This is a genomic window from Spirosoma pollinicola (assembly GCF_002831565.1).
Lineage (GTDB): Bacteria > Bacteroidota > Bacteroidia > Cytophagales > Spirosomataceae > Spirosoma > Spirosoma pollinicola.
In genome coordinates, this window is record NZ_CP025096.1 from 6,397,031 (window position 1) to 6,418,897 (window position 21,867).

The window sequence follows — 21,867 nt, forward strand, 5'->3', positions numbered from 1 at the left end:
AAGGCCACTATTTAAAAAACAATCGAATACTGAACTGTCCCGGCTCCGCTTTTCATGTCTACGGGCAGTAGCAGTTCCTGTTTTCCGTTGCTCTGGCGCAGTTTTACTTTGGCTTTCGGGTCGAAGCGAACAAAATAACTCCGGTCATTAACGGCGTATAAACCTTTGGCAACTTCGTCGATAGTCGTACCGGCAGCCACGCGGCAGTAGGGCGTACCATCGGGTGAGCCTTTCAGCGTGAGGGTACGAACCAGTGCATTGCCGTCCGGGCGGATTGCATCCGTAACGGTTGCACCGGCCAGGGTGTACTCAATGGTGGGCATACCCTGTTTGTCGACTATAAGTCCCTTGTACTTCAGTACGTTTTCGCCGAGACTGTCGGTCCAGGCTGTGTTATCGTTGGTAAGTACCATAAGGGGCGATTGAGCCGGTGGCCGAACGGTTACGCCCATCGGGCTCAGGAGCTGGGGTTCACCCCGCTCGTACCACATTTCGGTAACGTTGGCAAAATCGCCTTTCCAGACTTGTAACAACACCATCTGGTTCAGGTCGACGGTATAGTGCAGACCCTCCGGCGAACCAACCGACAGGCTGTGGGTGCGCTTCGTTTTTTCGCCCGGCATCTGAACAAACGACCGGATCAGTTCGGTTTTTATGGTAGGCTGCACACTAACAACCGCCACAGGGTCAGGCTCGGGTAACGACGAGAGCGAATGAAGCGGTTGCGAACGAGTACCCGCCTGCGACACAAACAGACCCAGTCCGGGCCGAAACCAGGAGCGCGAGAAGTAGACCTCTACGGTATGCGGCCCGGCCGTAAGGTTTGTTGTTCCGAAGCTGGACTGTCCCAGTTCGCGATGGTCGGTTGGAATGATTTCTTTGCCGTCGATCCATACGCCCCCAACGCCCCCCTGATTCAGTTCGAACTGATAGTCACCTGTCTGCAAGGCTGTCAGTTTACCAGAAAACAGAATGGAGTACTGACGCGGCTGGCCATACGACACTTCGTACGTCAACAAGGCAGTCGTGTCCTGTTTAAGAACTTTTTTGGTTTGGGCGTCGGCACGGCTGGTCACGTAGCCGCCCTCTACGATGGTATAACTTACCGGCGAACTCCATTTCGCTACAGTCCGGGGCGACATAACCCGGTAGCCTATGTTTCGAATGGCAACACTTCCGGTCTTCGCCATAACCGTTACCGGGCCGGATTTAGCATTATTCAGGGTTTGACTTTCCCGCACCGTTACCCCGTTGAGCGCGAGTTTTTCCAGAAGAGCATGGCCTTTGCCGGTTTTATACCAGACATCGACGGTTTGCCAGAGGCCGGGGGCTTTGGTCAGTCGGGCCAGTTCCTGCGTACCGGCAAACGAAATGGCCTGGCCAGTTGGCAAGGTCAAAACAAAATCGGCATTTGCCGAAAGGAGCATGTCGAACCGCAGCCGGAAATCATCGGTGGGGGTTAGCAGGGTTAGCGGTTCAGTGGAGCCGGTCAGGATGGTACTGCCGGACTGGGTTTTCAGCGATGACCCATCGGCCGTTGTGGAGACAGCCCCGACTAACTGCCAGCCAGATGGCCGGTTGAGCTGTGCCAGGGGTAAGACTGGCAATTCCTGCTGTGCATAGAGCGGCACGGCCAGAAGCCAACAAAACAGTAGGGGTAGCGTCTGATTGAAAAAGGATGTAATCTGTTTGTTCATAGACCTCTTTGTGTAGAAATAGCTACTATTGTAGGCATCAAAAATACATAAACAGCGGTGTCTACTGACTGACAACAAAAACTTTTGTCTGTCACCTTCCGTTTACCGGGTGTTATACGGCGCAATGCGCCACCCAAGCAACTTTTAGCCATGAAAACAATCGTACTTTTAGTTACGGTAACAACAACCTTAGCCCTTGCGGGACCGGGCACGACAAGTCCCGGTAAGTCGGTAAAGCCAGCGCCCGCAAAACCTGGAACGGTATCGACAACTCGCTCGGCCATCGCCCCTGATCCGGACAACGGCGGCCTTAAACTGGCATCCGGTTTTGGTGCCCTGACGTTTGCCGATAACCTGGGGAAAGCCCGGCACATCATCGTTGATAAGTCGGGAGCGGTGTTCGTGAAATTAGAAAAACTCAATGAGGGCAAAGGCATTGTTGAGTTGATTGACGCCAATGGCGATGGCCGCGCCGACGAAACAATCAAGTTCGGAAACAATACCGGAACGGGTATGGGTATCTATAACGATTACCTGTATGCGTCGTCTGACACGTCTGTTTATCGCTACAAACTGACCAATGGCAAGGTGATGGAAACAACGCCGATGGAGCCGATCATCACGGGCCTGACGCTGCAACGCCAGCATGCCAGCAAGTCATTGGCTATCTCGCCCGATGGTAAGCTGTTCGTTAATTTTGGCGCACCGTCCAACGCCTGTCAGGAGAAGGACCGGCAAAAAGGGTCGATGGGTATGGACCCTTGTCCAATTCTGGAAGAATACGGTGGTATCTGGCAGTTCGATGCCAACAAGCTAAACCAGCACAAGGCCGATGGTAAACGCTATGCGACGGGTATTCGGAACGCCGTTGCCCTCGACTGGAACACCGCTAGCAACACGCTTTACGCGCTGCAGCATGGCCGTGATAACCTGAACAACTGGGGTGGCATTTTCACGGATGAGTACAGCGCCGAGTTTCCTTCCGAAGAAATGCTGATGGTGAAAGAAGGCGCTGATTTTGGCTGGCCTTATTGCTATAATAACCAGGATAAAAATCAGAAACTGCTTGCCCCCGAATATGGTGGTGATGGGACTAAAATAGACCGTTGTGCCGGAAAAGAGAAGCCTATTATGGCATTTCCGGGTCACTGGGCACCTAATGATCTGTTATTTTATACGGGTGGGGGCGCAAATGCCTTTCCGGCCCGTTACAAAAATGGTGCGTTTGTTTGCTTCCACGGCTCCTGGAACCGCGCTCCGCTGAAACAGGGCGGCTATTTTGTGGCGTTTATTCCGTTCGGAAAAGACGGCCGTCCGTCGGGGAAATACGAAGTGTTCGCCGAGAATTTTGCCGGTGTAGCCGAACTGGGCAAACCCGGTACCAATGTCAATGCGGGTAAACTCGACCTGGCCAGCCCCGGCGATGCCAAAGCCCGCCCGGTGGGATTAGCACAAGGCCCCGATGGGTCGCTTTATATTTCCGATTCAGTGAAAGGAAAAGTTTGGCGGGTGATGTACACCGCGAAGAAATAGCATTTTAAACCAGTAAAAAGCGCGTACTACCTCTAGGGGTGGTACGCGCTTTTTTTATAGATTTTTCTCAACAAAATTCGTCATCATCTGGTAGAGGTGCAGCCGAGTGTTGCCGCCGTAGATGCCATGATTTCGGTTGGGGTAATAAAAGGACTGGAACTGTTTGCCAGCCGCGATGAGCGCATCTTCAAAGGCAATAGAGTTCTGGAAATGAACATTATCGTCGCCGGTGCCGTGGATGAGCAAAAATGGACCACGTAGTTTGGCGGCATGCGTTACGGGAGAGTTGTCGTCATAACCTGATGCGTTCTCCTGCGGACGCTTGAGGTAACGCTCGGTGTAGATTGTGTCGTAGAATCGCCAGTTTGTAACAGGGGCCACCGAGATGCCCGCTTTGAAAACGTCGGCACCAAGGGTCATGCAGAGGGCCGTCATATAGCCGCCGTAACTCCACCCCCAGATACCCACACGGGCAGGATCAACAAAAGGGATGTTTTTTAACTGTCGGGCGACCGCGATCTGATCTTCGGTTTCGAGTTTACCGAGTTGGGCATAGGTAGCGTTCCGAAACGCAGTACCCCGCGCGCCCGTACCCCGGCCATCTACCGAAACAATGATGTAGCCTTTCTGGACTAGCGTCTGATACCAGAAAAAATCGCGGCTATCCCAATCATTTTTGACCGTTTGCGACCCCGGTCCGCCATACACAAACATCAGTAGCGGATACTTTTTTGTACCCGAACTATCGAAATTGGCCGGGCGAATCATCCATCCGTTCAGGGATGTACCATCGGCGGCTTTGGTTTGAAAAAACTGTTTCGGCGAGATAGAATAGGCCGATAGCCGGGATTTCAGGGCTTCATTCGATTCCAGAATACGTCGGTCGGTAGTCGATTTAGTATCTCGCAGGCTAACCGTCACGGGGGAGTTGGCCGAGGTACGGTAAAGCAGATAATACCCAAAGTCAGGGCTAAAATTGGCCGTATACGTACCGCCCTGGCTGGTAAGTTTCTGTTTGTTTTTACCATCCAGCCCAACGCTGTAAAGGTGCCGTTCGAGGGGCGATTCCTCGGTAGAGATGAAATAAATGGTGCCAGCTTTTTCGTCCACGCCCGATACGGTAGCCACCTCAAAGCTGCCCGATGTAAGGGGTCGGGTGAGTTTGCCGCTTAGGTCGTAGAGGTACAGGTGTTTGTAGCCCGTGCGCTCGCTGCTCCACACAAATGAGTTGCCATCGTTCAGGTAAGTCAGGTCATCGGTAAATTCCAGATCGACATAGGTCGTGCTTGTTTCGGTCAGTACTGTATTGGCTTGCCCTGTGCCAGCGTTTACGTGCAGCAAATCGAGCTTATTCTGGAGTCGGTTCATCCGCCGAATGGAGAGCAGATTTGAATTTTTTGTCCATTGAATTCGCGGCAGGTACATATCTGTTTCTGCACCTGTTTGCGCCTGTACTTTTTTGCCGGTCGCCACATCGGCTACCCAGACGGATACCTGTGCGTTTGCTTCGCCCGCCTTGGGGTATTTGAATCGATACTCTACCGGATACAGCTTACCCCAAAGCTGCATGTCATATTCGGGCACGCGGCTCTCGTCGAACCGAATCCAGGCCAGTCGCTTACTGTCCGGCGACCATTCGAAAGCCCGCGACATGCTGAATTCCTCTTCATAAACCCAATCGGCCCCACCGTTGATGATGGCATTCTGCTTACCGTCGGTCGTCAGTTTTATTTCTTTTTGGGTGCTCAGGTCAACCACAAACAGGTTGTTGTCGCGCATGAACGCCACACGTTTGCCATCGGGCGAGAAAGTGGCGTATTGTTGTTTGCCACCTTTACTCAAGGGTACTAACTGTTTGGCCGAAAGGTCATAGACATAAACCTGTGCCTTGCTCGACCGACGATAAATAGGCTCTTCCTGCGTTGTGATGAGCATTTTTTGCTCATCGGCCGATAGTTGGTATCCATCAACGGCAACTGATGTCTCCGTTCCTGCTACCTTTGCTTGCCGGGAATCGAACAGCGTTTCTACCAGGGCGCCGGTGGTGATCGTGAACTTTACGATTTTTCCACCATCGAGCGTTGTATAAAAGCCACCGGTTTTCATCCAGTTCACCGCTTCGACAGTACGTTGATTAAACACGCCCTGATTTTGGCCCCATACATCGTCGAGCGAAACAGTCTTCAGGGTTTGACCACTGGCTGGAAACGTAAGGAGCAAAAGGGAAATTCGAATCAGAAAACGACGGGTTGTCATAAATACAGGTTGATGAATGTATTGTAAACATAGAACGGTTCGCCGTTGCGCAATGATAAACTGCGCAACGGCGAACCGCTATCATATAAAAATAACCCTTATTTCACCGTTTCGGCAGGAACGCTTCCGGGCAATAAGCCTTTGCGTTTCAGCAGCGCTTCGGTAAAGCGCAGGTCGTTATCGCTCGTGAAAATGTTGAATGGCAGGTATAGAAACTGCGCTTTGGCAAGTCCCTTCGTAACGGTTTTGGCAAACCAGTTGGCCTTTACATTCGACATAGCATCGGCGTTATCCAGAAACAGGATATAGGCCTCCTTATCTTTGATAACACTATCAATCTGAGCCCACTTCAAAATGCCGCCTTCTTTGGCATTTATCCGCATTAGAATCTGACGACTGTCGATTTCATAAATGTATTTCTGAAACAAGGCTTTGCTCTGCTCCATCTGGGCGATGCCCGTAATCTGAATAGCCCAAAACAGGACGTATATAATCGTGAGTAACACAATGACGATATAAATCCAGTAATTAGGATAAACGTTTGTCAGGCTTAGAACGACATTCAGAAAAATCAGGCCAAGCGGCACAAATGCCCACTTCCAGTTGTCTTTTACCCACTGCCGCAGGGCGATATTAATATACGTTTTCTGGTCTAACGCGTATTTTTTGGTCTTAACAATCATAATACCTCTACATGAAAGTGCAAAGATAAGGGGATTTATACTTAATGATGCTGGTTAAACAAGCAATCGCTTTCCCGAATAATGACGAAAATAAGGCTAATTAAATACCCGTACCGATATTTCACTGGCTAACGGCTTTTTTCCCATCTTTACACCCTCATTACTTTCGTCACTTTTTACATGAGTACCGTCCAGCCGACACTTATTCTGAATGCCGAACAAATCCGTCAGAAAATCAGACGGATCGCGTTTCAGATTTATGAGAACAATTTTGACGAGTCCGCTTTACTGCTGGCGGGCATTTCGGGCGAGGGGTATGTGCTGGCGCAGGCGTTGGCAAAGGAATTGCACGCGATAGCCCCGTTCTCGGTCAACCTGATTAAAATCGACCTCGACAAAGCGCAGAAAGCCCAGCCTGCTGTTCAGGCCGACCAGCCCGAACGTGTCTATACCAACTCGGTGGTAATTGTTGTCGACGATGTATTATACACCGGCCGAACGCTGGCGTTCAGTTTGCAGCCCTTTCTGGTTGTGCCCGTTCGCAAATTGCAGGTTGCCGTTTTAATTGATCGAAATCACCCGCTTTTTCCTGTTTCTGCCGATTATAAAGGCTACGAATTGAGCACGACTCTTACCGAACACGTCGATGTAGTGCTTAGCGATGAAAGCCGTATGGGGGTTTATTTGAAGTAGACACTAGTGAAGTAGTTGATTGGTGAAATAGTGGAGTGGTTAATTCATGAGCCGCTCGTGGTAACCACTTCACCCACTCCACTATTTCACCAATAACTAAATCAGGCTTTTGTGCTGCGGACCAAGCCAACCCCGGCGAAGAAAAAGATGGCTCCCATGATAACGTAAACGAAAGATGCCTGCGAAACACCACCTTTTGTGAAGTCAATTCCTCCATACACAAGGCCAATCAGACCGGCCAGTGTGAGGATAATGCCTAATATACTTTTAGCATTCATATGTTGAGTTTTTTGCGCGAACGGTTAATTGTCGGGGTATTAACTAACGCCAACCAAAATCCTCCCTGAAATAGTTGATTTCCTTCTGACCGTCTACTCCAGAAGTACCATAATATCCTCCTTCGTCAGCGATTTCATGAAGTTTTCTTCTGTCGTAATCAGGCTTCCCGCGAGTTGCTGTTTGGCTCGCTGTAATGACAGAATTTTCTCTTCGACCGTGTTCTTGGCGATGAATTTGTACGTAAATACGGTTTTTAACTGCCCGATCCGGTGCGCCCGGTCTACGGCCTGGGCCTCAATGGCGGGATTCCACCACGGGTCAAGAATAAACACGTAGTCGGCAGCGGTCAGGTTATGACCCAAACCACCCGCCTTGAGCGAAATCAGAAATAACTTTACGGAATCATCGGTCTGAAACAACTCTACCTGGCTTCGGCGGTCTACCGTCGACCCATCCAGATAGGCATATTTGATATTCTTCTCTTTCAAATAGTGCTGAACAACGCTTAAATGCTTAATAAACTGACTGAATACCAAGACTTTGTGGTTTTCGGTCATGGCGCTTTCCAGCCGCATCAGCATATCGTCCAGTTTACCCGAATCGCCCTCATAATCGGCATCGACCATACGCGGGTGATTGGCAATTTGCCGCAGTTTGGTCAACCCCTGTAAAACAATCATCTGCGATTTGGCGATGCCTTCTTCCTCAATGCGTTCCAGAATCAGGTTCCGGAAGTATGATTTGGCTTCTTCGTATTGCGTCGATTGATCGGGCGTCATGTCGCAATAGAGCACACTTTCCACTTTAGGGGGCAGATCTGTAGCCACCTGCGCCTTGTTGCGCCGAAGCATAAACGGTTTTATCAGCCCATACAGCTTCCCGGTTTTCGCTTCGTCGTGCTTCTTTTCTATGGGTATCTGAAATTCATTGCGAAAGAACGATTGACTACCCAGCAAGCCCGGATTGATGAACGACATCTGCGACCAAAGATCCATCGTGCTGTTTTCTAGCGGAGTACCCGTCAGAATGAGCCGATAGGTGGTATTGAGCAACATGACCGCCTTTGTAATATGCGATGATGGGTTTTTAATAGCCTGCGACTCATCGAGAATGACGTAGTTGAACCGATAATCGCTTAGCAGATCAATATCTATCCTGACAATCCCGTAGGAGGTCAGTATCAAATCATAGTCATTAAACTGAGCCGTGTTTTTATCGCGGTACGTGCCTGTGTACACCATTACCCGCAGTTCGGGCGTAAACTTTTTGGCTTCCAGTTCCCAGTTGTATAGTAGCGACGTTGGCATGACCAGCAAACTCGGTTCGGCAGCGCCCGCTTCCTTTTGCCCTTGCAGCATGGCCAGGGTCATAACCGTCTTGCCAAGGCCCATATCGTCGGCCAGGCAACCCCCGAAATTATACTGCCGCAGGAAATTCATCCAGTCGTATCCTGCCTGTTGGTAAGGGCGCAGGTTACCTGTAAACCCTTTGGGTAACGGGAACGGCTCAATCTCCTCAAAGTTGCGCAGACGTTCGAGCTTGCGGCTGATGATGGTCGTAGCCAGGTTGTCGCGCTCCAGTTCCTGCACCAGCGCTAGGTGGTACTTCTGCAGCACCAGGCGCCCATCGCCATCAATTCCATCGGCATGTTCCAGAAAACCGAATAATTCGGAATATTTCGTAAACCAGGCCTCAGGAATAACGGCAATCTCGCCGTTGGGGAGTGTGAACTCGTGTTTTTTATTCAGAATGAGCGTCCGCAGTTTCAGGAAGGGAATTTCGAACTCCCCGAAAAGGACGTTGGCATAAATATCGAACCAGTCGCGGCCCTCTTCGATAGACAGTTTAATGCTCGAATAGCCCAGAAAATAGCGTTTTGTATCCTGTGCATCCTGCCGAAGCAGAAACCCGGCCTCCTTGAGCTGTCCATTATTATTCGACAACCACGTAAAGGCTTCGGCCTTCGAAATAGCCAGTCTGCCGTGGCGTAAATCGAGACCCGTGTCATGCAGAAATGTAAGTTTATTCCGCTCCAAACGCTGATCCCGCCGAATTTTATGGAATATGTATTCGTCGTTTTTCTTTTCCAGACTCACGTTAGCCGACGCGCCGAAGCTATCGAACCGAAACGTAAAGTCGCCATACTGAAACGACAGATCAAACACAATGCGCTGGTTTGCCACCTCATCGCTATCATCTGCCCCCCCCGCAAACATGGGCACCGTAACGGATCGACTCGATTGCACCATTTCAGAAACCGTTAATACCGGCACCGGCTCCATTGCCTCGGTCCTGATTTCGAAACCCTTGGCATATACGTCATACGAAGCGATAAGGGGCGTTACAAATCGCTCGTAGTATTGCTGCTCAATGTTTCGGGGAATAACGATGTGGTTCTTCGAGAAAAACGGACGAAGCTTTTTCCCATCTACATTTTTGCTGAAGTGATAAAGCCGGTTACCAACCATCAGATAGGCGGGCTCATCGCAAATCATCAGCGCATCTTTAAATTGAAACTCGACCCGCTCCGTTTCGCTGCTTTGTCCATCCTTCGCCCCATTCTCTCGTGGTGCTATAGGATAGCGGATAATGGGAAAATAGTGCGTTGAATCGGCATTGCGAACGAAGTGAAAATGCACACGTGCCGGTTCGGGCATCCAGTTGATCGGCTCCCAGGCGGGATTACCATCATTGCCCATGATATAGAAAGGCCTGCCGGGTAACAGGGCCATGATCTTGGCCTTTACCGTTTCCAGGTGACCACCAATCGTTTCCTGAATAAGCTTGTCGCCCTTTTGAGGATCATAAATTTTCAGGAAGAAATCGACCGCAGGTAACTTTTTGGTGTTGAACTTCTTAACAATAAAGTCCTGCTGTATGGTGTCGATCAGTTTCACCAGATCGAAATCCCGTTCATCTAATCCTTTGGCAAATTCATTAACATTTTGCGCAGAAAGGGTCTGATTTTGCAGAGTCAGTTCGCCCCGGCTATTGCGTTGCACCACAAAAGCCTCAATAAGATAGCCCAGAAACTCGTGATTCAGTAATGAATAAACGATTTGAAACGGCTGCAAAGGCGATACTTTCATGATAAACAATACTGTTCTTTCCCGATCCCATTGAGGACGAGACGAACGCAGGAAAAAGGTGAACAATTCTCCAGGAGAAACTGCGTGGATAAGCCTGTTGGCAGATGCGAAAAACTCAGGCAAACTTGCTCATTATGAACATTTTACCAGATAATCACATTTGTCAAAGGTGTCAAATATACGAATCAATATAAAATGTACAAGAGAGAATCTGACAAAATCAGTAAATGGTAAAATCCATCGCTCAGCCACGATGAAAATGCTTGACACAGTTAACGATATACCGGGCAAGGATCTGAAAAATGAACAATCAGCGCAAGGGGAAACGATTTTGTTAGGGTTAGGTAAAAATGGGTAGTATAGTAGGAGAATTAAATTAAATTCTGTTTAAATAGATAGCCTAATAAGTAAGTAAGGTATTAATTATCAGTAGTTTATAAATGAGCTTACTTGTGCTTTAAGCAACTTTATCGATAGGTGTTAGTTACTCCTAAAACTAATTTACTCATATACGTATGGAAAGGAAAGGATCTGTTGCGTCGCCAGCTAACAAGGGCTATTTTGAGCGCTTTGCCTCGACCGTAACGCAGGCAACCGGTAGCTCGGCCGCTTTTATCATCGCTTTTTTCACCGTAATCATCTGGGCAGTAACGGGCCCGCTGTTTCATTATTCCGAAAATTGGCAACTGGTTATCAATACCGGCACCACCATTGTGACGTTTCTGATGGTATTCCTGATTCAAAAAGCGCAAAATAAAGATTCGATGTCGGTGCAACTTAAATTGAACGAATTGATAGCAGCCACAAAGGGAGCCAGTAACCGGCTGGTATCGGTAGAGAACCTGACCGAAGATGAATTGAAGGTCTTGCAGGACCATTATAAGATGATGGCCGAGTTAACCCGGCAGGCATCCGATCTGCGGCAATCGCACTCTGTAGAAGAAGCCATAAAAGACACCGCCGAAAAGTTAGAGGACGAAATGGGCACTGGTCATACACTGTAAAAATTGCCGTTAATAAATGCGTTGAAACAGGCCTTAAATCGTAAATTTTTGGTTGGCAATTCGTTTTTAGTCATGTCAGGATAAACACTTAATTTCGTATTTAAATTAGATAAATTCTATGTATTTATAGATTGTTTATATCCTTAATTTTGGTTATTTTTAATCTATGAAGCATATATCTATATTAGTTCCGGAAGGGCACACCAGTTTGACAAATATTGAGGGCGCCCATCAAATACTTTCCGAAGTAAATTCCTCTCTAAGTAGTATGGGGAAGCCTCCTTTATTCACCGTTCAGTTGATTGGAATTTCTGAAGAAACTAAACAACGAAATGGTTTATTTACCGTAAAGCCAGATCGACTAATAGAGGATATAAAAAAGACAAATCTGATTATTATACCGGCTCTGCATGGTGATCCAATAAAAGCGCTGGAACGAAATAGAGAATTCATACCCTGGATCATACATCAGCGGAAACAGGGTGCCGAAATAGCCAGCTTTTGCGTAGGTGCTTTCTTCCTGGCCTCGACTGGTTTGCTAACCGGCAAACAGTGCGCTACCCATTGGAAACTTGCCAATGAGTTTAGGGCCATGTTCCCGGATGTAAATCTGGTGGATGATAAGATCATGACCGAAGAAGACGGCATTTACACCAGTGGTGGCGCTTATTCGTATTTAAATCTACTTGTTTACCTGATCGAAAAATACGCTGGCCGCGATATGGCGATCTTAACGGCCAAGGCGTTTATGATTGATATAGACCGCACCAGTCAATCGCCTTTTATTATTTTTCAGGGCCAAAAGGGGCATGAAGATGAGCCCATACGAAAAGCACAGGCTTTTATTGAATCTAATTTTCAGGCTAAAATTACGGTCGATCAACTCGCCGATATGCTGGCACTCGGCCGCCGGAGCCTTGAGCGCCGATTCAAAAAAGCGACCTGCAATACCGTTACCGAATACATCCAGCGTGTGAAAATAGAAGCCGCAAAAAAAGAACTGGAAACGAGCCGAAAAAATATAAATGAAGTGATGTATAACGTAGGCTATTCAGATACAAAAGCTTTCCGAATTATTTTCAAGAAAACCACTGGAATGACGCCTATCAATTATCGGAATAAATACAATAATGAGGGGGTATTTGTTTAGGTGGTTTTGTTGTTTTTATTGACTCTCTGTTACAGTTTCTGATTGAACTACGAAGAGTTGCGAATGAGCAGGAACCCCTGCTCATTCGCTCCCATATAGTAATCGAATGTATTCTGCATTACAAACTATTGTAAAGAAAGTAAGGCCCTGCGTCCATTCGTATGCGCCGTAACTGCTTTTCATATTTTCCGTTTACCAAGTCGTGGTAGAGTGAATCAATAAACGGTTTCCCATCCTGAATTACCAGTAGCTCAATTACCTGACGCTTCCAATCACAGATAAACAAGTAAGCATCATGGCGGTAAGGTAGTGCGGGGTTCGGCGATCCATCATACAGAACTAATTTGCCATTGGGAAAGCCATAACGATACTGTTTAGAGCCAGACCGATCAAAGTAAAGACTGGTCAGGTTCTGTTTTCCATTACTCAATGCGTAAGATGCTCGTCGCAGATCGCCGGTTTTCACTAGATCACGGGATTCGACAAAATAGAAGAAGAGCATCCCTTTTGGGCTCCGGTAAACGTTCAGGCCGCTATACCCTTTTGGATTCCAGACAGCCACACAATCAATACGGCTTGGACTGTTTATCTTATAGGCATTTCGTACTGTTTGCGATAAACTCTCAAAGCGATAATAGGCCGTTATCATTGCTCCTCACCTCCTCTTTGCCCCTTCGTCCCAGGCTGTTGCTTATCAAAGATAACGGCCGACAGTCGATCCTTTCGGGCCAATTGCTGCCCGTGCTCCTGTAATTGCTGGCTGAGATCAGCCCCGCTCATTGTGTTTTTTTCCACTTCTTTAAACGGTTTAAACGTTTGAAAAAATGGACTTGCAAGCCCGGTTAACTAATAAATGTTATAACGAGAGCAAAGAAATTAAACAAAAGAAATTGGATATGAAATTTGGGTACCACAGTTTCAATGTTTTTTGGAGTATCTATCACCATAAAATTTTAACTTTTTCAAGATGTCGTCTACTTTGTCCTTGTCCTTCAACTTGCACTTCCCAGACTTTATATTGTAGAGCGAACTTGTTAAATTAGTATAACTAAGCCTATTCCCCTGTTTGGTAATCGTATTTCTATACTTACTCATGACGATACACTAGTTCTTATTCATTATGTACTTTCCCAAGAGAAGACGATGAAAAAAATAAGCTACTTTTGCAGTCCCACATTTCCACTCAAAAGGACTTAAGCTGGCTATTCTTCCAGTCATGTAGTTCAAAAGGTCAAACGAATTAACGTCCTTAGAAATAAAACCAACCCGTTTTAATATTCTACACAAGTAAGACAATTGCTCTGAGGATAGGGTACATCCAAAGGAGTCTTTAGGGTAACTCCCACCATAGTCTCCATCTAAGTATATTAAGCTATCTAAATATTGATAAGTCCATCTCGCACTCAATTTGATTTCAAGTAAATAGAATAGTTTCCTCTCACCTGTATAGCTCAAAAACTCCTCTGGAACTTTATCAAATTCGTTTAAGTAAAATCTTATACCTCCTCTTTTTGACTGCTCAAGTAAATTATCAATTAATTGGTATTCTACGGGCGTGAAAAACATTTGCGTTGGTGAACACCCTTTATAAAAGGGTGCATTTCAAATTGTCGCCTGATGTCGTTAGCTTAGGGCATGACTGAAGATGAATACATAGCCTTGGCCCGCCAAAAATATCAAGACCTGCAACAACTTAAAAGCAAGCCAACTTTCTACGACTATGAAAAGTCGTTCGATGAAATTTGGCAGGAATTGGGTCGGCAAGTCTTGGAAAAAAGCCTGAGTGATGTGCCAACTGACCGACGTAAAAAAAAAGATGACAACGCGTTACGGACAGATACAAATTGCTAACAGTGAATTATTTAGCCAACACCCCAACGGATTTGGCACTAGCTAGCTAGACTCCTGACAACTTACCAAAAACGGTGGGGCATCGAGGAGTACCACAAATCACTCAAACAGAATGCGTCGCTGGAGAAATCTCCTACGCGCACCCACCGTACTCAAGCTAACCATCTGTTTGCCAGTATCTGCGCCTACGTCAAGTTAGAGCGTTTGCGGCTGAGATCTGCCACCAATCACTTTGCCTTGAAAGGGCGGTTATATCTCAAAGCCATGCAAGCGGCTTTTGCCGAATTAAACAGCCTGAAAAATCAACTTAGCCAAAAGCCAACAATGGAGTTGGCGTAACATCAGTTAAGTATTTTTGTCCAACTAATTTATTTCTTAAATAAATTCATTTTTTAGAACCCGGGCAGCAGCGTTTTACATGGCCTGGTACTTATAAATCGTTTAGGCACATTATCATTTACTGAAGTAGAACTATCAACAAAATTTATTACACTCATATCACTTGCTAATAAAGGTGTTGCCACCAGACCAGATTACATCTAAATGGACCAACGCCAAAATACCTGCCTATTGATCAATTAGTTTACGATCCGCTCATTAAGACTGTACAGCATAGTTTATGTTGTACATCGAAAAGATAATTTAATCAGCGTTCTCTTTGCCTGTCTTATAAAAAAAGATCTACTAAGCAGGTGCATCATAAGCTTACTGGTCTACTGATGGCCTCATACATATCAATTAATAAATGATTTAATAACTACGAATACATGGCTTCAACTATTACTCCTAAACGTCGAAAGGAAAACCGGACCCCGATCTTAGTCGTCGAAAATAACGCGGATCAATGGCTTATTATTCGTTCTGCGCTGGCACAGGGATTTCCTGAGGTAGAGCCGATCTGGATGAACCATGCCTCCCAAACCTTAACTTATCTGGACAAATATGCATCTGATGATTGTAAGTTACCAAGGATGATTTTACTAGAACCCTATTTACCGAGTCAGGAAGACGGTTGGGCTTTGTTAAAGTCAATCAAATCTCATCCACAATACCAGCATATACCAGTTATAATTTTAAGCCATTCGCAAGAACAGGTAGATATTGTAAAATCATACAGTTTTAGTGTAGCCGCCTATATAACAAAGCCAACGGTTAATCATAAATGGCTCGCCTGTTTCTATACCCTTCGTCGATACTGGTGGGAACTGGCAATCCTGCCGATAATATCCAAAGAAGTCAATTAAAAATACATAAAATGGTTAATAGTACCTGAATTAGGGAAACTCATTATAACTATTCCAACTAAGTCAGACGTATATATTCCTATTTCATTTTCTTTACCCGCAAAGATTTACTCACTTTGCGGGTAATTTTTTTATATAACCATGACTTCGTCACCAGAAACGGCACTAACACCCGCTATACAGGAAAAATTTGAACACCTCTGGCACCTGGTAGGCAACACGCCCATGCTGGAATTATTCTATACCGATCAGGGACAGCCTCGCTCGCTCTATGTTAAATGTGAGCATTATAACCTGACTGGCAGCATGAAAGACCGGATGGCGCTCCATGTGCTGCACCAGGCATATAGAGAGGGGAATATTAAACCCGGCGACCGTATTGTGGAAGCCACCAGCGGTAGTTCGGGCATCGCTTTCTCTGCAGTGGGCCGAGCCCTGGGGCATCCTGTAACGATTATTATGCCGGCCGGTATTAGCCAGGAACGTATCGATATTATTCGTAGTCTGGGGGCCGATATTGTACTGTTCACGAAAGAAGAGGGTGGTTTTATGGGTGCCATTCGGCGTTCGGAGGAGTTGGCCGCCAACGATCCGAATGTGTTTTTACCCCGTCAGTTCGCGAATAAATACAATTCAGAAGCCCACCGCTTAACGACAGGCAAAGAAATCTGGCTGCAACTCCAGGGCGTGGATGTTACACCCGATGCCTTTGTGGCTGGCGTCGGCACTGGCGGCACGGTTATGGGTGTAGGGCGTTATCTCAAATCCCGCAAGCCCGATATTCGTATTCACCCCCTCGAACCCGCCGAATCACCCACGCTGTCGGTAGGCTACAAAACGGGGACACACCGTATTCAAGGATTTTTCGATGAGTTCATCCCCGATATTTTAAAGCTGGATGAGTTGGATAAAGTAGTGCAGGCCAGCGATGGCGATTCGATCTTGATTGCGCAGAAGCTTGCCCTCCAATTGGGTGTTGCGGTAGGCATTTCGTCGGGAGCCAACCTGATTGGCGCCATTAACCTTCAACGCGAAATGGGCACCAACGCCCGTGTTGTGACCATTCTCTGCGACAGCAACAAGAAATACCTCAGTACCGATCTGGTACGTGAAGAACCTATCAAACCAGGCTACGTCGCACCTGATATTGAGTTTACCGACTACCGCCCTATTAGCCGTTTACTGGTTGGCAGACCGGGGGTATTTTAATGATTCATACTGTCTGGGCCAAGCTCTGGCTTGGCCTTCATAGCCTATAATTTGATGACCCAAGCTACGACTTGGACAGGATAACCACTAGAGTCAGCAGCCTTAATAAGAAAAAAGCCACCCTTTCTTAGTCAAGGGCGGCTTTTTTCTTATTAAGAGAACCTGTTACTTGATCGCAATCAGGCGGTTGGGTGTTTCTGCTTTTTGTGTCGAGATTGTCACGTTGTGCGTGGTCGTTTCAACACCGTTCGTAATTTCTACCTGATAGACACCATCTGGCAGTTCTTCCAGATTTAGCCGGGTACGGTATTTGCTTTCTTTTTTACCCAAATGCTGGGCATAAAACACCTTGCCATCAGACCCTTTCAGGCTAACATCGACAGGACCGCCGATCTGTTTGTCAAGGCAGATGTTGAGTTTGCCGTCTACAGATGTGTAAATACCCGATTGATACGAGGCTATGGCCGATGGACGACCACCGGGATTAACGTCAGCAAATGAAGCAACCGATGTAACGAAACCCAGTGTAAGGGCTAATGCGAGGGATTTGATAAGCGTTTTCATGATATTTTGTTTCTTAGTAGTTTAAAATCTGGTCGGGTTATTCCCGATTGGTGAAACAAAGATATAGGCCACAGACAGTACTATGCATTACAAACTACCAGAACGGTCATACGACTGGATGAGTGGCAAGAAAATGAGGATGGTTGAGCGAACGGTATTGGTTTGTTTGGCGTATAGAAGACCCATCAGGGATAGTTTCCCTGTTAATGACTACCTGTAGCTAATGAAATTAGATTAACGTGTGAGCAAACCCGCGTCCAGCACAAACTGCGAGCCTGTTACATACCGGGATTTATCCGATACCAGGAATAACACCATTGCCGATACATCTTCCGGCTCTACCCACGGTACGGGCAGCAGGTTCCCCGCCGAGCGTTCGGCAATTTCCTGTGTGGTGGTTCCTTCCAGTTCGGCAAGCCCATCGTTCATGGGGGTGTTTACGCCCGTTGGGTGAATGGAATTTACCCGGATGTTGTACGGAGCCAGTTCAATAGCCCACGATTTCGTCAGGCCGACCAGTCCCCATTTTGAGGCCGCATAATGACTCAGACGGTTCATACCCCGAAGCCCGGCAATGGTTGAGTTGTTGATAATAACGCCCGATTTTTGCTGCATCATCACCGGAATAACTCGTTTGGCCACCAACCAGGCGCCTTTCAGATTAATATCGAGCATGGCATCCCATTCTTCTTCGGGTAATTCGTGCACTAGCCCATAGGCACAAATCCCCGCGTTGTTGAACAGTATGTCAATCCGACCGAACTGCTCCACGGCGGCATCAACCGCCAGTTTTATATCGGCATCCCGCCGAACATCACCCTGAGCGGTCAGGCACGAAGCGCCGAGTGCTTCGACTTCGCGTTTTAAGGAATCCAGCTCACTTTCGGAACCAAGCGCATAGCCCGGATAAGCCAGCGGTTTGGCCAGATCAAAGGCCACAATGTTGGCCCCCTCCTTCGCTAGAGACAGCGCCACAGTCCGCCCCTGTCCATGAGCGGCTCCCGTAATAAACGCAACTCTGTTCTGTAAATCGGCCATTAGTTACGGCTGGGTTTATTATGTCAAGGGTAAATATGGATAGAGGTACTCGTCGATAGGCACATCCAGCACGTTGTTGAACACGTTGGTAGCAATCATCTGACCGGCAAAAGCGACCAGCACAACGATTTGTGTATCGGTATATCGTTCAGCGATGGGTGCATATAGCTCGTCCGAAATTTCGCCTTTATGCTGGGCAATAGCACTAGCAAAGTCAATGAGCGTCTGCTCTTCCTCTGTCAGTTGAAGGTCTTCTGGACGTTCGCCATTGTCGATAATGATTCGGCGAAAAAAGGTGGTGCAAAGCGGGCAGTTCGACCCTTCCGAAATGGCGTGTGCAAACAGATACGCCTGTCGATTTCCCACAATCTTCTTTACTTCTTCGTAGAGTGGATACCACTGCATGTAAACCTGAAAAGCCAGCACAGAACGGCCCAGCGTGGCTTTCATATTGGTAATACGGCTACCGGGATAGTCGGTAACGTGTTCGGCAAAAGCAGCCTGTATCTCAGGCGTTTCGTCGGCGGCAGGAAGGGGTGTAATGCGTGGCATAGCTGAAGGTTCAGACAGGCTTGGGCGCTATAATTTACTCAATCGTTCGGCGGCTTCCTGCAAAACGGCATCGTCTTTAGCAAAACAGAATCGGAGGATTTTGTAATCGTTCTTCTGATTGTAAAATACCGAAACCGGAATGGAGGCCACCCCTATCTCGTTGGTCAGCCGAATCGCCAGCTCGTAATCGGGCTCGTCGGTGATGTCAGCATACGAAACGGTTTGAAAAAAACTACCTTCTGCGGGTTTGATCTTGAACCGGGAACCAGCCAAACCAGCCAGAAACAGGTCGCGCTTACGTTGATAAAAATCCGGTAACTGGCGAAAGTGATCCGGTTCTTTCAGGTAATCGGCCAGCGCATATTGAATAGGAGTAACAGTGCTGAATGTCAGGTACTGGTGTATTTTCCGAAACTCCGCACTCAACTCTCTCGGGGCCAGGCAGTAACCAATTTTCCAGCCCGTAATGTGAAAAGTTTTCCCAAATGAGCCAATAATAAACGTGCGCTCCTGCAAAACCGGATGCGTCATGAGCGAGTGGTGCGTTCGGCCATCGAACAGAATGTGCTCATACACCTCATCGCTCACAATCCAGATATCGCGGTCGCGTACTAGATCGGCTAGCTGATTCATATCGTCAGCCGTCCAGACGTGGCCCGTGGGATTGTGGGGCGTATTGACCAGAATCATTCGTGTTCTGTCGGTAATTTTTTCCCGAACAACCTGCCAATCTATAGTATAGTCAGGTGGGGTAAGGGTCACGAAAACCGGGATACCACCGTTGAGTTCGATGGCGGGTACGTAGCTGTCGTAGGCGGGTTCAAAAACAATTACCTCGTCCGGTCCGGCGGTCTGGTTGGGGCGGATAACGGCCGTTATGGCGGCAAAAATTGCTTCAGTTGCCCCCGACGTCACGGTAATTTCGGTATCGGGGTCGTAGACAACATTATACTGGGTAAATGTTTTCTGAGCCAGGGCTTCGCGCAACGCCGGAACGCCCGTCATTGGCGCATATTGATTGAATCCTTTCCGCATATAGTGTTCAACCAACGACACCAGTTCGGGCGAACAGTCGAAACCGGGAAACCCCTGCGACAGATTAATGGCACCCGTTTCGGTCGCCAGCTTCGACATGACCGTAAATATCGTCGTGCCTACATTTGGCAACTTTGACACAAGGCTAGTGCTTTTACTTTGTGTACTCATACCTAAAATTAAGCTAAAAAAAATTTTACCATAGTATCATAGGCAAGTAGCCGACACTGCAAAAACGAAAAAAGGGTTTAACCACAGAGGCACAGAGACTACAGCGTTGAAATAGTATGAAATGGACTCTTTTCTTTGTGATCTCTGTGCCTCTGTGGTTAAACCCTTTTTTCAACTAGCACTATTGAGTTCATCCGAAAATAAATTGCTGTAATGTCAGATGATTACATCTAACGGCAAAAAAAGTTAATGATCGCCGTAGCGTTTTTCTCCAGCGTTCACAACCAATGCCAGCTTATTCTGTTTCGGTGGTATGGGACAGGTAGCATACGGAGTAAACGCACAGGGCGGATTAATAGCCTGATTGAAATCGAGAATGACCATATTTCTCTCAGCCGATGCACTCCCGGCTACTGGCCTGTCGGCATACAAAAACCGCCCCGAACCGTATGTTTCGTGGGTGTTTGTCTGATCGCCAAACAGAATGAACAGTTTTTCCCCCTCACCAACGGCATCTAACCGGTAGGTTTTACCGGCTCGTTCAAAGATCAGCGTACCGGCCAGGGGTTGTTGTGAAACGATTCCCAACACATCAATAATGGAGATGGTTCTAGGCGTTGTCGGCGCTTCCAGACGGGCTTTCAGTTTCCAGCTTTCGTCGATCGGGTAACGATCAATGGTTTGAAACTCCTTCAGATAAGGGCTATCCAGATCACGCAACCGAACACCGTATTTATCGCCCCGTTTGATAATGAACCACCGTAATGAGCCGTGTTCCAGCACCGTCGGTTTCGTATTGGGCGAGAAAACAACCAGCGGTTCCGTTACAGGCTTTCCAGCAGCCGAGACCGTTGCACCCGTATTAGGCAAAAATCGAACCTCTCCTTTATCCAGGTAAAACGCGCCCAGATCGGCCGGGGCCTTGGCAACAGGGAAAGGAACATCGAAATCAGGGCCAAGGCCCAGCGAATTTTTTCCATTGTCTAGCCAGAACAATCCAGCCAGATTCAGCCAGCCGGTTTCGCTTTTCAGGGAATTTACCCGGTTCTGATGCCATTCGTCCATCTGGGCTTTGTACGATGGTCCGTCTGCATTACGCCAGCCAACAGAGGCCATCATGGCCAGGAACCACAATCCAAAAAAACACCGCGAGTAGCTATTTAGTGGGCCAACTGTTTGATTAATAAGTTGCATGATGCACTTGGTTAAGGGTATCAACAGCATCAGAAATTGCTTTAGTATCAAGCGTACGGTCAAAGTTTTCGTCGAGGAAATGGTAAGAAATCCGGCGATCCTGCCCAATCACATACAAAGCGGGCGTAAAGGCTTCTTCCGAAATGCCTGATACACGTTCCCAAACGGGGTAATCTTCATTGTACACCCCAAACCGCTGTGCCACTGTCGAATCGGCATCGTAGGCAACGCGAAAATCGAGCCCGCCCACTTGCCGGTTCAATATACCAGGCGATTCGTTGGAGAACACAACTAATTCGGCATCAACGTCAATTAATGTTTGATTCAGCCGAACCAGCGACTCCAGATAAGGCCGGGCGTAGCGACCCCAGCAAGGGCAATAGAAACTAACCACCAATGGCCGAACACTCACCAGATCGAGCAGAGACGTTGCCCCTTCGGGCAGTTTCTGGCCAAAAACAGAGGCTCGCCAATTGGTAGCAGCACCGGTAATACTGAAAAAAGGAGCCAGGTCGCCGGTTAGCAATGGCTTGACCGGAGTCGTTTTGGCCCGAGGCTGTGTACTAACTGAGCGGATATCGCCTAATTCATTTTGAAATTCGAGTGTCATAATAGTATGGATTTT

The 21,867-nt window shown here is 47.5% G+C and carries 20 protein-coding genes and 2 pseudogenes; 8 read left to right on the plus strand and 14 right to left on the minus strand.

Features of this window, described 5'->3' with window-relative positions; all coding sequences use genetic code 11:
• Positions 1–11: 11 nt before the first annotated feature.
• Entirely contained in the window at positions 12–1,697 is a 1,686-nt protein-coding gene (locus CWM47_RS26855) for a PA14 domain-containing protein (protein WP_100991653.1), read from the minus strand.
• 150 nt (positions 1,698–1,847) lie between these two features.
• Between CWM47_RS26855 and CWM47_RS26860 the strand changes: the two genes are divergently transcribed.
• Entirely contained in the window at positions 1,848–3,230 is a 1,383-nt protein-coding gene (locus tag CWM47_RS26860) for a PQQ-dependent sugar dehydrogenase (RefSeq protein WP_100991655.1), read from the plus strand.
• A gap of 54 nt (positions 3,231–3,284) precedes the next feature.
• Here CWM47_RS26860 and CWM47_RS26865 read toward each other — a convergent pair whose 3' ends face one another.
• Together CWM47_RS26865 and CWM47_RS26870 are read right to left on the minus strand one after the other, a co-directional pair.
• Positions 3,285–5,486 carry a S9 family peptidase gene (locus CWM47_RS26865; protein WP_100991657.1) on the minus strand — a complete coding sequence of 734 codons (2,202 nt, stop codon included), beginning with the start codon at positions 5,484–5,486 and terminating at the stop codon, positions 3,285–3,287.
• Positions 5,487–5,584: 98 nt separating this feature from the next.
• Entirely contained in the window at positions 5,585–6,169 is a 585-nt protein-coding gene (locus CWM47_RS26870) for a hypothetical protein (RefSeq protein ID WP_100991659.1), read from the minus strand.
• A gap of 180 nt (positions 6,170–6,349) precedes the next feature.
• Here CWM47_RS26870 and CWM47_RS26875 point away from each other — a divergent pair, with 180 nt between their 5' ends.
• Positions 6,350–6,862 (plus strand): phosphoribosyltransferase family protein, encoded by a 513-nt coding sequence (locus CWM47_RS26875; protein WP_100991661.1) that lies wholly within the window; start codon positions 6,350–6,352, stop codon positions 6,860–6,862.
• A 101-nt stretch (positions 6,863–6,963) separates the two neighbouring features.
• Here the strand turns inward: CWM47_RS26875 and CWM47_RS38830 are convergent, their stop codons facing one another.
• The gene (locus tag CWM47_RS38830; RefSeq protein ID WP_170069455.1) at positions 6,964–7,140 is read right to left on the minus strand and encodes a hypothetical protein; all 177 of its coding nucleotides are present in this window, start codon (positions 7,138–7,140) and stop codon (positions 6,964–6,966) included.
• A 93-nt stretch (positions 7,141–7,233) separates the two neighbouring features.
• Positions 7,234–10,230 carry a DEAD/DEAH box helicase gene (locus tag CWM47_RS26880; protein ID WP_100991663.1) on the minus strand — a complete coding sequence of 999 codons (2,997 nt, stop codon included), beginning with the start codon at positions 10,228–10,230 and terminating at the stop codon, positions 7,234–7,236.
• A gap of 515 nt (positions 10,231–10,745) precedes the next feature.
• On the opposite strand from CWM47_RS26880, the gene CWM47_RS26885 reads away from it, so the two are divergent.
• Together CWM47_RS26885 and CWM47_RS26890 are read left to right on the plus strand one after the other, a co-directional pair.
• Positions 10,746–11,234, plus strand: a complete 489-nt coding sequence (locus tag CWM47_RS26885; protein ID WP_100991666.1) for a low affinity iron permease family protein — start codon at positions 10,746–10,748, stop codon at positions 11,232–11,234.
• A gap of 166 nt (positions 11,235–11,400) precedes the next feature.
• Positions 11,401–12,384 (plus strand): GlxA family transcriptional regulator, encoded by a 984-nt coding sequence (locus CWM47_RS26890; protein WP_100991668.1) that lies wholly within the window; start codon positions 11,401–11,403, stop codon positions 12,382–12,384.
• A gap of 118 nt (positions 12,385–12,502) precedes the next feature.
• On the opposite strand, the gene CWM47_RS26895 is transcribed toward CWM47_RS26890, so the two are convergent.
• The 3 genes from CWM47_RS26895 to CWM47_RS38965 all read right to left on the minus strand — a co-directional run bounded on the left by CWM47_RS26895 (position 12,503) and on the right by CWM47_RS38965 (position 13,950).
• Positions 12,503–13,033 carry a hypothetical protein gene (locus tag CWM47_RS26895; protein WP_100991670.1) on the minus strand — a complete coding sequence of 177 codons (531 nt, stop codon included), beginning with the start codon at positions 13,031–13,033 and terminating at the stop codon, positions 12,503–12,505.
• Positions 13,030–13,179 carry a hypothetical protein gene (locus CWM47_RS38340; RefSeq protein WP_157816068.1) on the minus strand — a complete coding sequence of 50 codons (150 nt, stop codon included), beginning with the start codon at positions 13,177–13,179 and terminating at the stop codon, positions 13,030–13,032. Before CWM47_RS38340 ends, CWM47_RS26895 begins: the two co-directional genes overlap by 4 nt.
• A gap of 309 nt (positions 13,180–13,488) precedes the next feature.
• Entirely contained in the window at positions 13,489–13,950 is a 462-nt protein-coding gene (locus CWM47_RS38965) for a hypothetical protein (RefSeq protein WP_100991672.1), read from the minus strand.
• Between the two features lie 69 nt (positions 13,951–14,019).
• Between CWM47_RS38965 and CWM47_RS26905 the strand changes: the two are divergent.
• The 4 genes and pseudogenes from CWM47_RS26905 to CWM47_RS26915 all read left to right on the plus strand — a co-directional run.
• Positions 14,020–14,278: pseudogene (locus tag CWM47_RS26905) on the plus strand (ISLre2-like element ISRsl1 family transposase); the annotation flags it as partial.
• A gap of 8 nt (positions 14,279–14,286) precedes the next feature.
• Positions 14,287–14,574: pseudogene (locus tag CWM47_RS38345) on the plus strand (transposase); the annotation flags it as partial.
• Between the two features lie 428 nt (positions 14,575–15,002).
• A complete protein-coding gene (locus CWM47_RS26910) occupies positions 15,003–15,479 on the plus strand; it encodes a response regulator (protein WP_100991674.1) in 477 nt (158 codons plus the stop codon).
• Positions 15,480–15,620: 141 nt separating this feature from the next.
• Positions 15,621–16,688: a PLP-dependent cysteine synthase family protein gene (locus tag CWM47_RS26915; RefSeq protein ID WP_100991676.1), complete on the plus strand. Its 1,068-nt coding sequence runs from the start codon at positions 15,621–15,623 to the stop codon at positions 16,686–16,688.
• A 165-nt stretch (positions 16,689–16,853) separates the two neighbouring features.
• Here CWM47_RS26915 and CWM47_RS26920 read toward each other — a convergent pair whose 3' ends face one another.
• The 6 genes from CWM47_RS26920 to CWM47_RS26945 all read right to left on the minus strand — a co-directional run bounded on the left by CWM47_RS26920 (position 16,854) and on the right by CWM47_RS26945 (position 21,852).
• Complete coding sequence (locus CWM47_RS26920) at positions 16,854–17,252, minus strand: T9SS type A sorting domain-containing protein (protein ID WP_100991678.1); 399 nt, start codon at positions 17,250–17,252, stop codon at positions 16,854–16,856.
• A 234-nt stretch (positions 17,253–17,486) separates the two neighbouring features.
• A complete protein-coding gene (locus tag CWM47_RS26925; protein WP_100991680.1) occupies positions 17,487–18,290 on the minus strand; it encodes a mycofactocin-coupled SDR family oxidoreductase in 804 nt (267 codons plus the stop codon).
• A gap of 18 nt (positions 18,291–18,308) precedes the next feature.
• A complete protein-coding gene (locus CWM47_RS26930; RefSeq protein WP_100991682.1) occupies positions 18,309–18,842 on the minus strand; it encodes a carboxymuconolactone decarboxylase family protein in 534 nt (177 codons plus the stop codon).
• Positions 18,843–18,869: 27 nt separating this feature from the next.
• Positions 18,870–20,048, minus strand: a complete 1,179-nt coding sequence (locus CWM47_RS26935) for a methionine aminotransferase (protein ID WP_100991684.1) — start codon at positions 20,046–20,048, stop codon at positions 18,870–18,872.
• Between the two features lie 246 nt (positions 20,049–20,294).
• Entirely contained in the window at positions 20,295–21,242 is a 948-nt protein-coding gene (locus CWM47_RS26940) for a DUF1684 domain-containing protein (protein WP_100991686.1), read from the minus strand.
• Entirely contained in the window at positions 21,229–21,852 is a 624-nt protein-coding gene (locus tag CWM47_RS26945; RefSeq protein WP_100991688.1) for a redoxin domain-containing protein, read from the minus strand. The genes CWM47_RS26940 and CWM47_RS26945 overlap by 14 nt, the downstream gene beginning before the upstream one ends.
• Between the last annotated feature and the right edge of the window lie 15 nt (positions 21,853–21,867).

Excerpts from the sequence above, each read along its gene's own strand:
- CWM47_RS26855 (WP_100991653.1), bottom strand. The coding sequence starts at position 1,697 with ATGAACAAACAGATTACATCCTTTTTCAATCAGACGCTACCCCTACTG.
- CWM47_RS26860 (WP_100991655.1), top strand. The coding sequence starts at position 1,848 with ATGAAAACAATCGTACTTTTAGTTACGGTAACAACAACCTTAGCCCTT.
- CWM47_RS26865 (WP_100991657.1), bottom strand. The coding sequence starts at position 5,486 with ATGACAACCCGTCGTTTTCTGATTCGAATTTCCCTTTTGCTCCTTACG.
- CWM47_RS26870 (WP_100991659.1), bottom strand. The coding sequence starts at position 6,169 with ATGATTGTTAAGACCAAAAAATACGCGTTAGACCAGAAAACGTATATT.
- CWM47_RS26875 (WP_100991661.1), top strand. The coding sequence starts at position 6,350 with ATGAGTACCGTCCAGCCGACACTTATTCTGAATGCCGAACAAATCCGT.
- CWM47_RS38830 (WP_170069455.1), bottom strand. The coding sequence starts at position 7,140 with ATGAATGCTAAAAGTATATTAGGCATTATCCTCACACTGGCCGGTCTG.
- CWM47_RS26880 (WP_100991663.1), bottom strand. The coding sequence starts at position 10,230 with ATGAAAGTATCGCCTTTGCAGCCGTTTCAAATCGTTTATTCATTACTG.
- CWM47_RS26885 (WP_100991666.1), top strand. The coding sequence starts at position 10,746 with ATGGAAAGGAAAGGATCTGTTGCGTCGCCAGCTAACAAGGGCTATTTT.
- CWM47_RS26890 (WP_100991668.1), top strand. The coding sequence starts at position 11,401 with ATGAAGCATATATCTATATTAGTTCCGGAAGGGCACACCAGTTTGACA.
- CWM47_RS26895 (WP_100991670.1), bottom strand. The coding sequence starts at position 13,033 with ATGATAACGGCCTATTATCGCTTTGAGAGTTTATCGCAAACAGTACGA.
- CWM47_RS38965 (WP_100991672.1), bottom strand. The coding sequence starts at position 13,950 with ATGTTTTTCACGCCCGTAGAATACCAATTAATTGATAATTTACTTGAG.
- CWM47_RS26910 (WP_100991674.1), top strand. The coding sequence starts at position 15,003 with ATGGCTTCAACTATTACTCCTAAACGTCGAAAGGAAAACCGGACCCCG.
- CWM47_RS26915 (WP_100991676.1), top strand. The coding sequence starts at position 15,621 with ATGACTTCGTCACCAGAAACGGCACTAACACCCGCTATACAGGAAAAA.
- CWM47_RS26920 (WP_100991678.1), bottom strand. The coding sequence starts at position 17,252 with ATGAAAACGCTTATCAAATCCCTCGCATTAGCCCTTACACTGGGTTTC.
- CWM47_RS26925 (WP_100991680.1), bottom strand. The coding sequence starts at position 18,290 with ATGGCCGATTTACAGAACAGAGTTGCGTTTATTACGGGAGCCGCTCAT.
- CWM47_RS26930 (WP_100991682.1), bottom strand. The coding sequence starts at position 18,842 with ATGCCACGCATTACACCCCTTCCTGCCGCCGACGAAACGCCTGAGATA.
- CWM47_RS26935 (WP_100991684.1), bottom strand. The coding sequence starts at position 20,048 with ATGAGTACACAAAGTAAAAGCACTAGCCTTGTGTCAAAGTTGCCAAAT.
- CWM47_RS26940 (WP_100991686.1), bottom strand. The coding sequence starts at position 21,242 with ATGCAACTTATTAATCAAACAGTTGGCCCACTAAATAGCTACTCGCGG.
- CWM47_RS26945 (WP_100991688.1), bottom strand. The coding sequence starts at position 21,852 with ATGACACTCGAATTTCAAAATGAATTAGGCGATATCCGCTCAGTTAGT.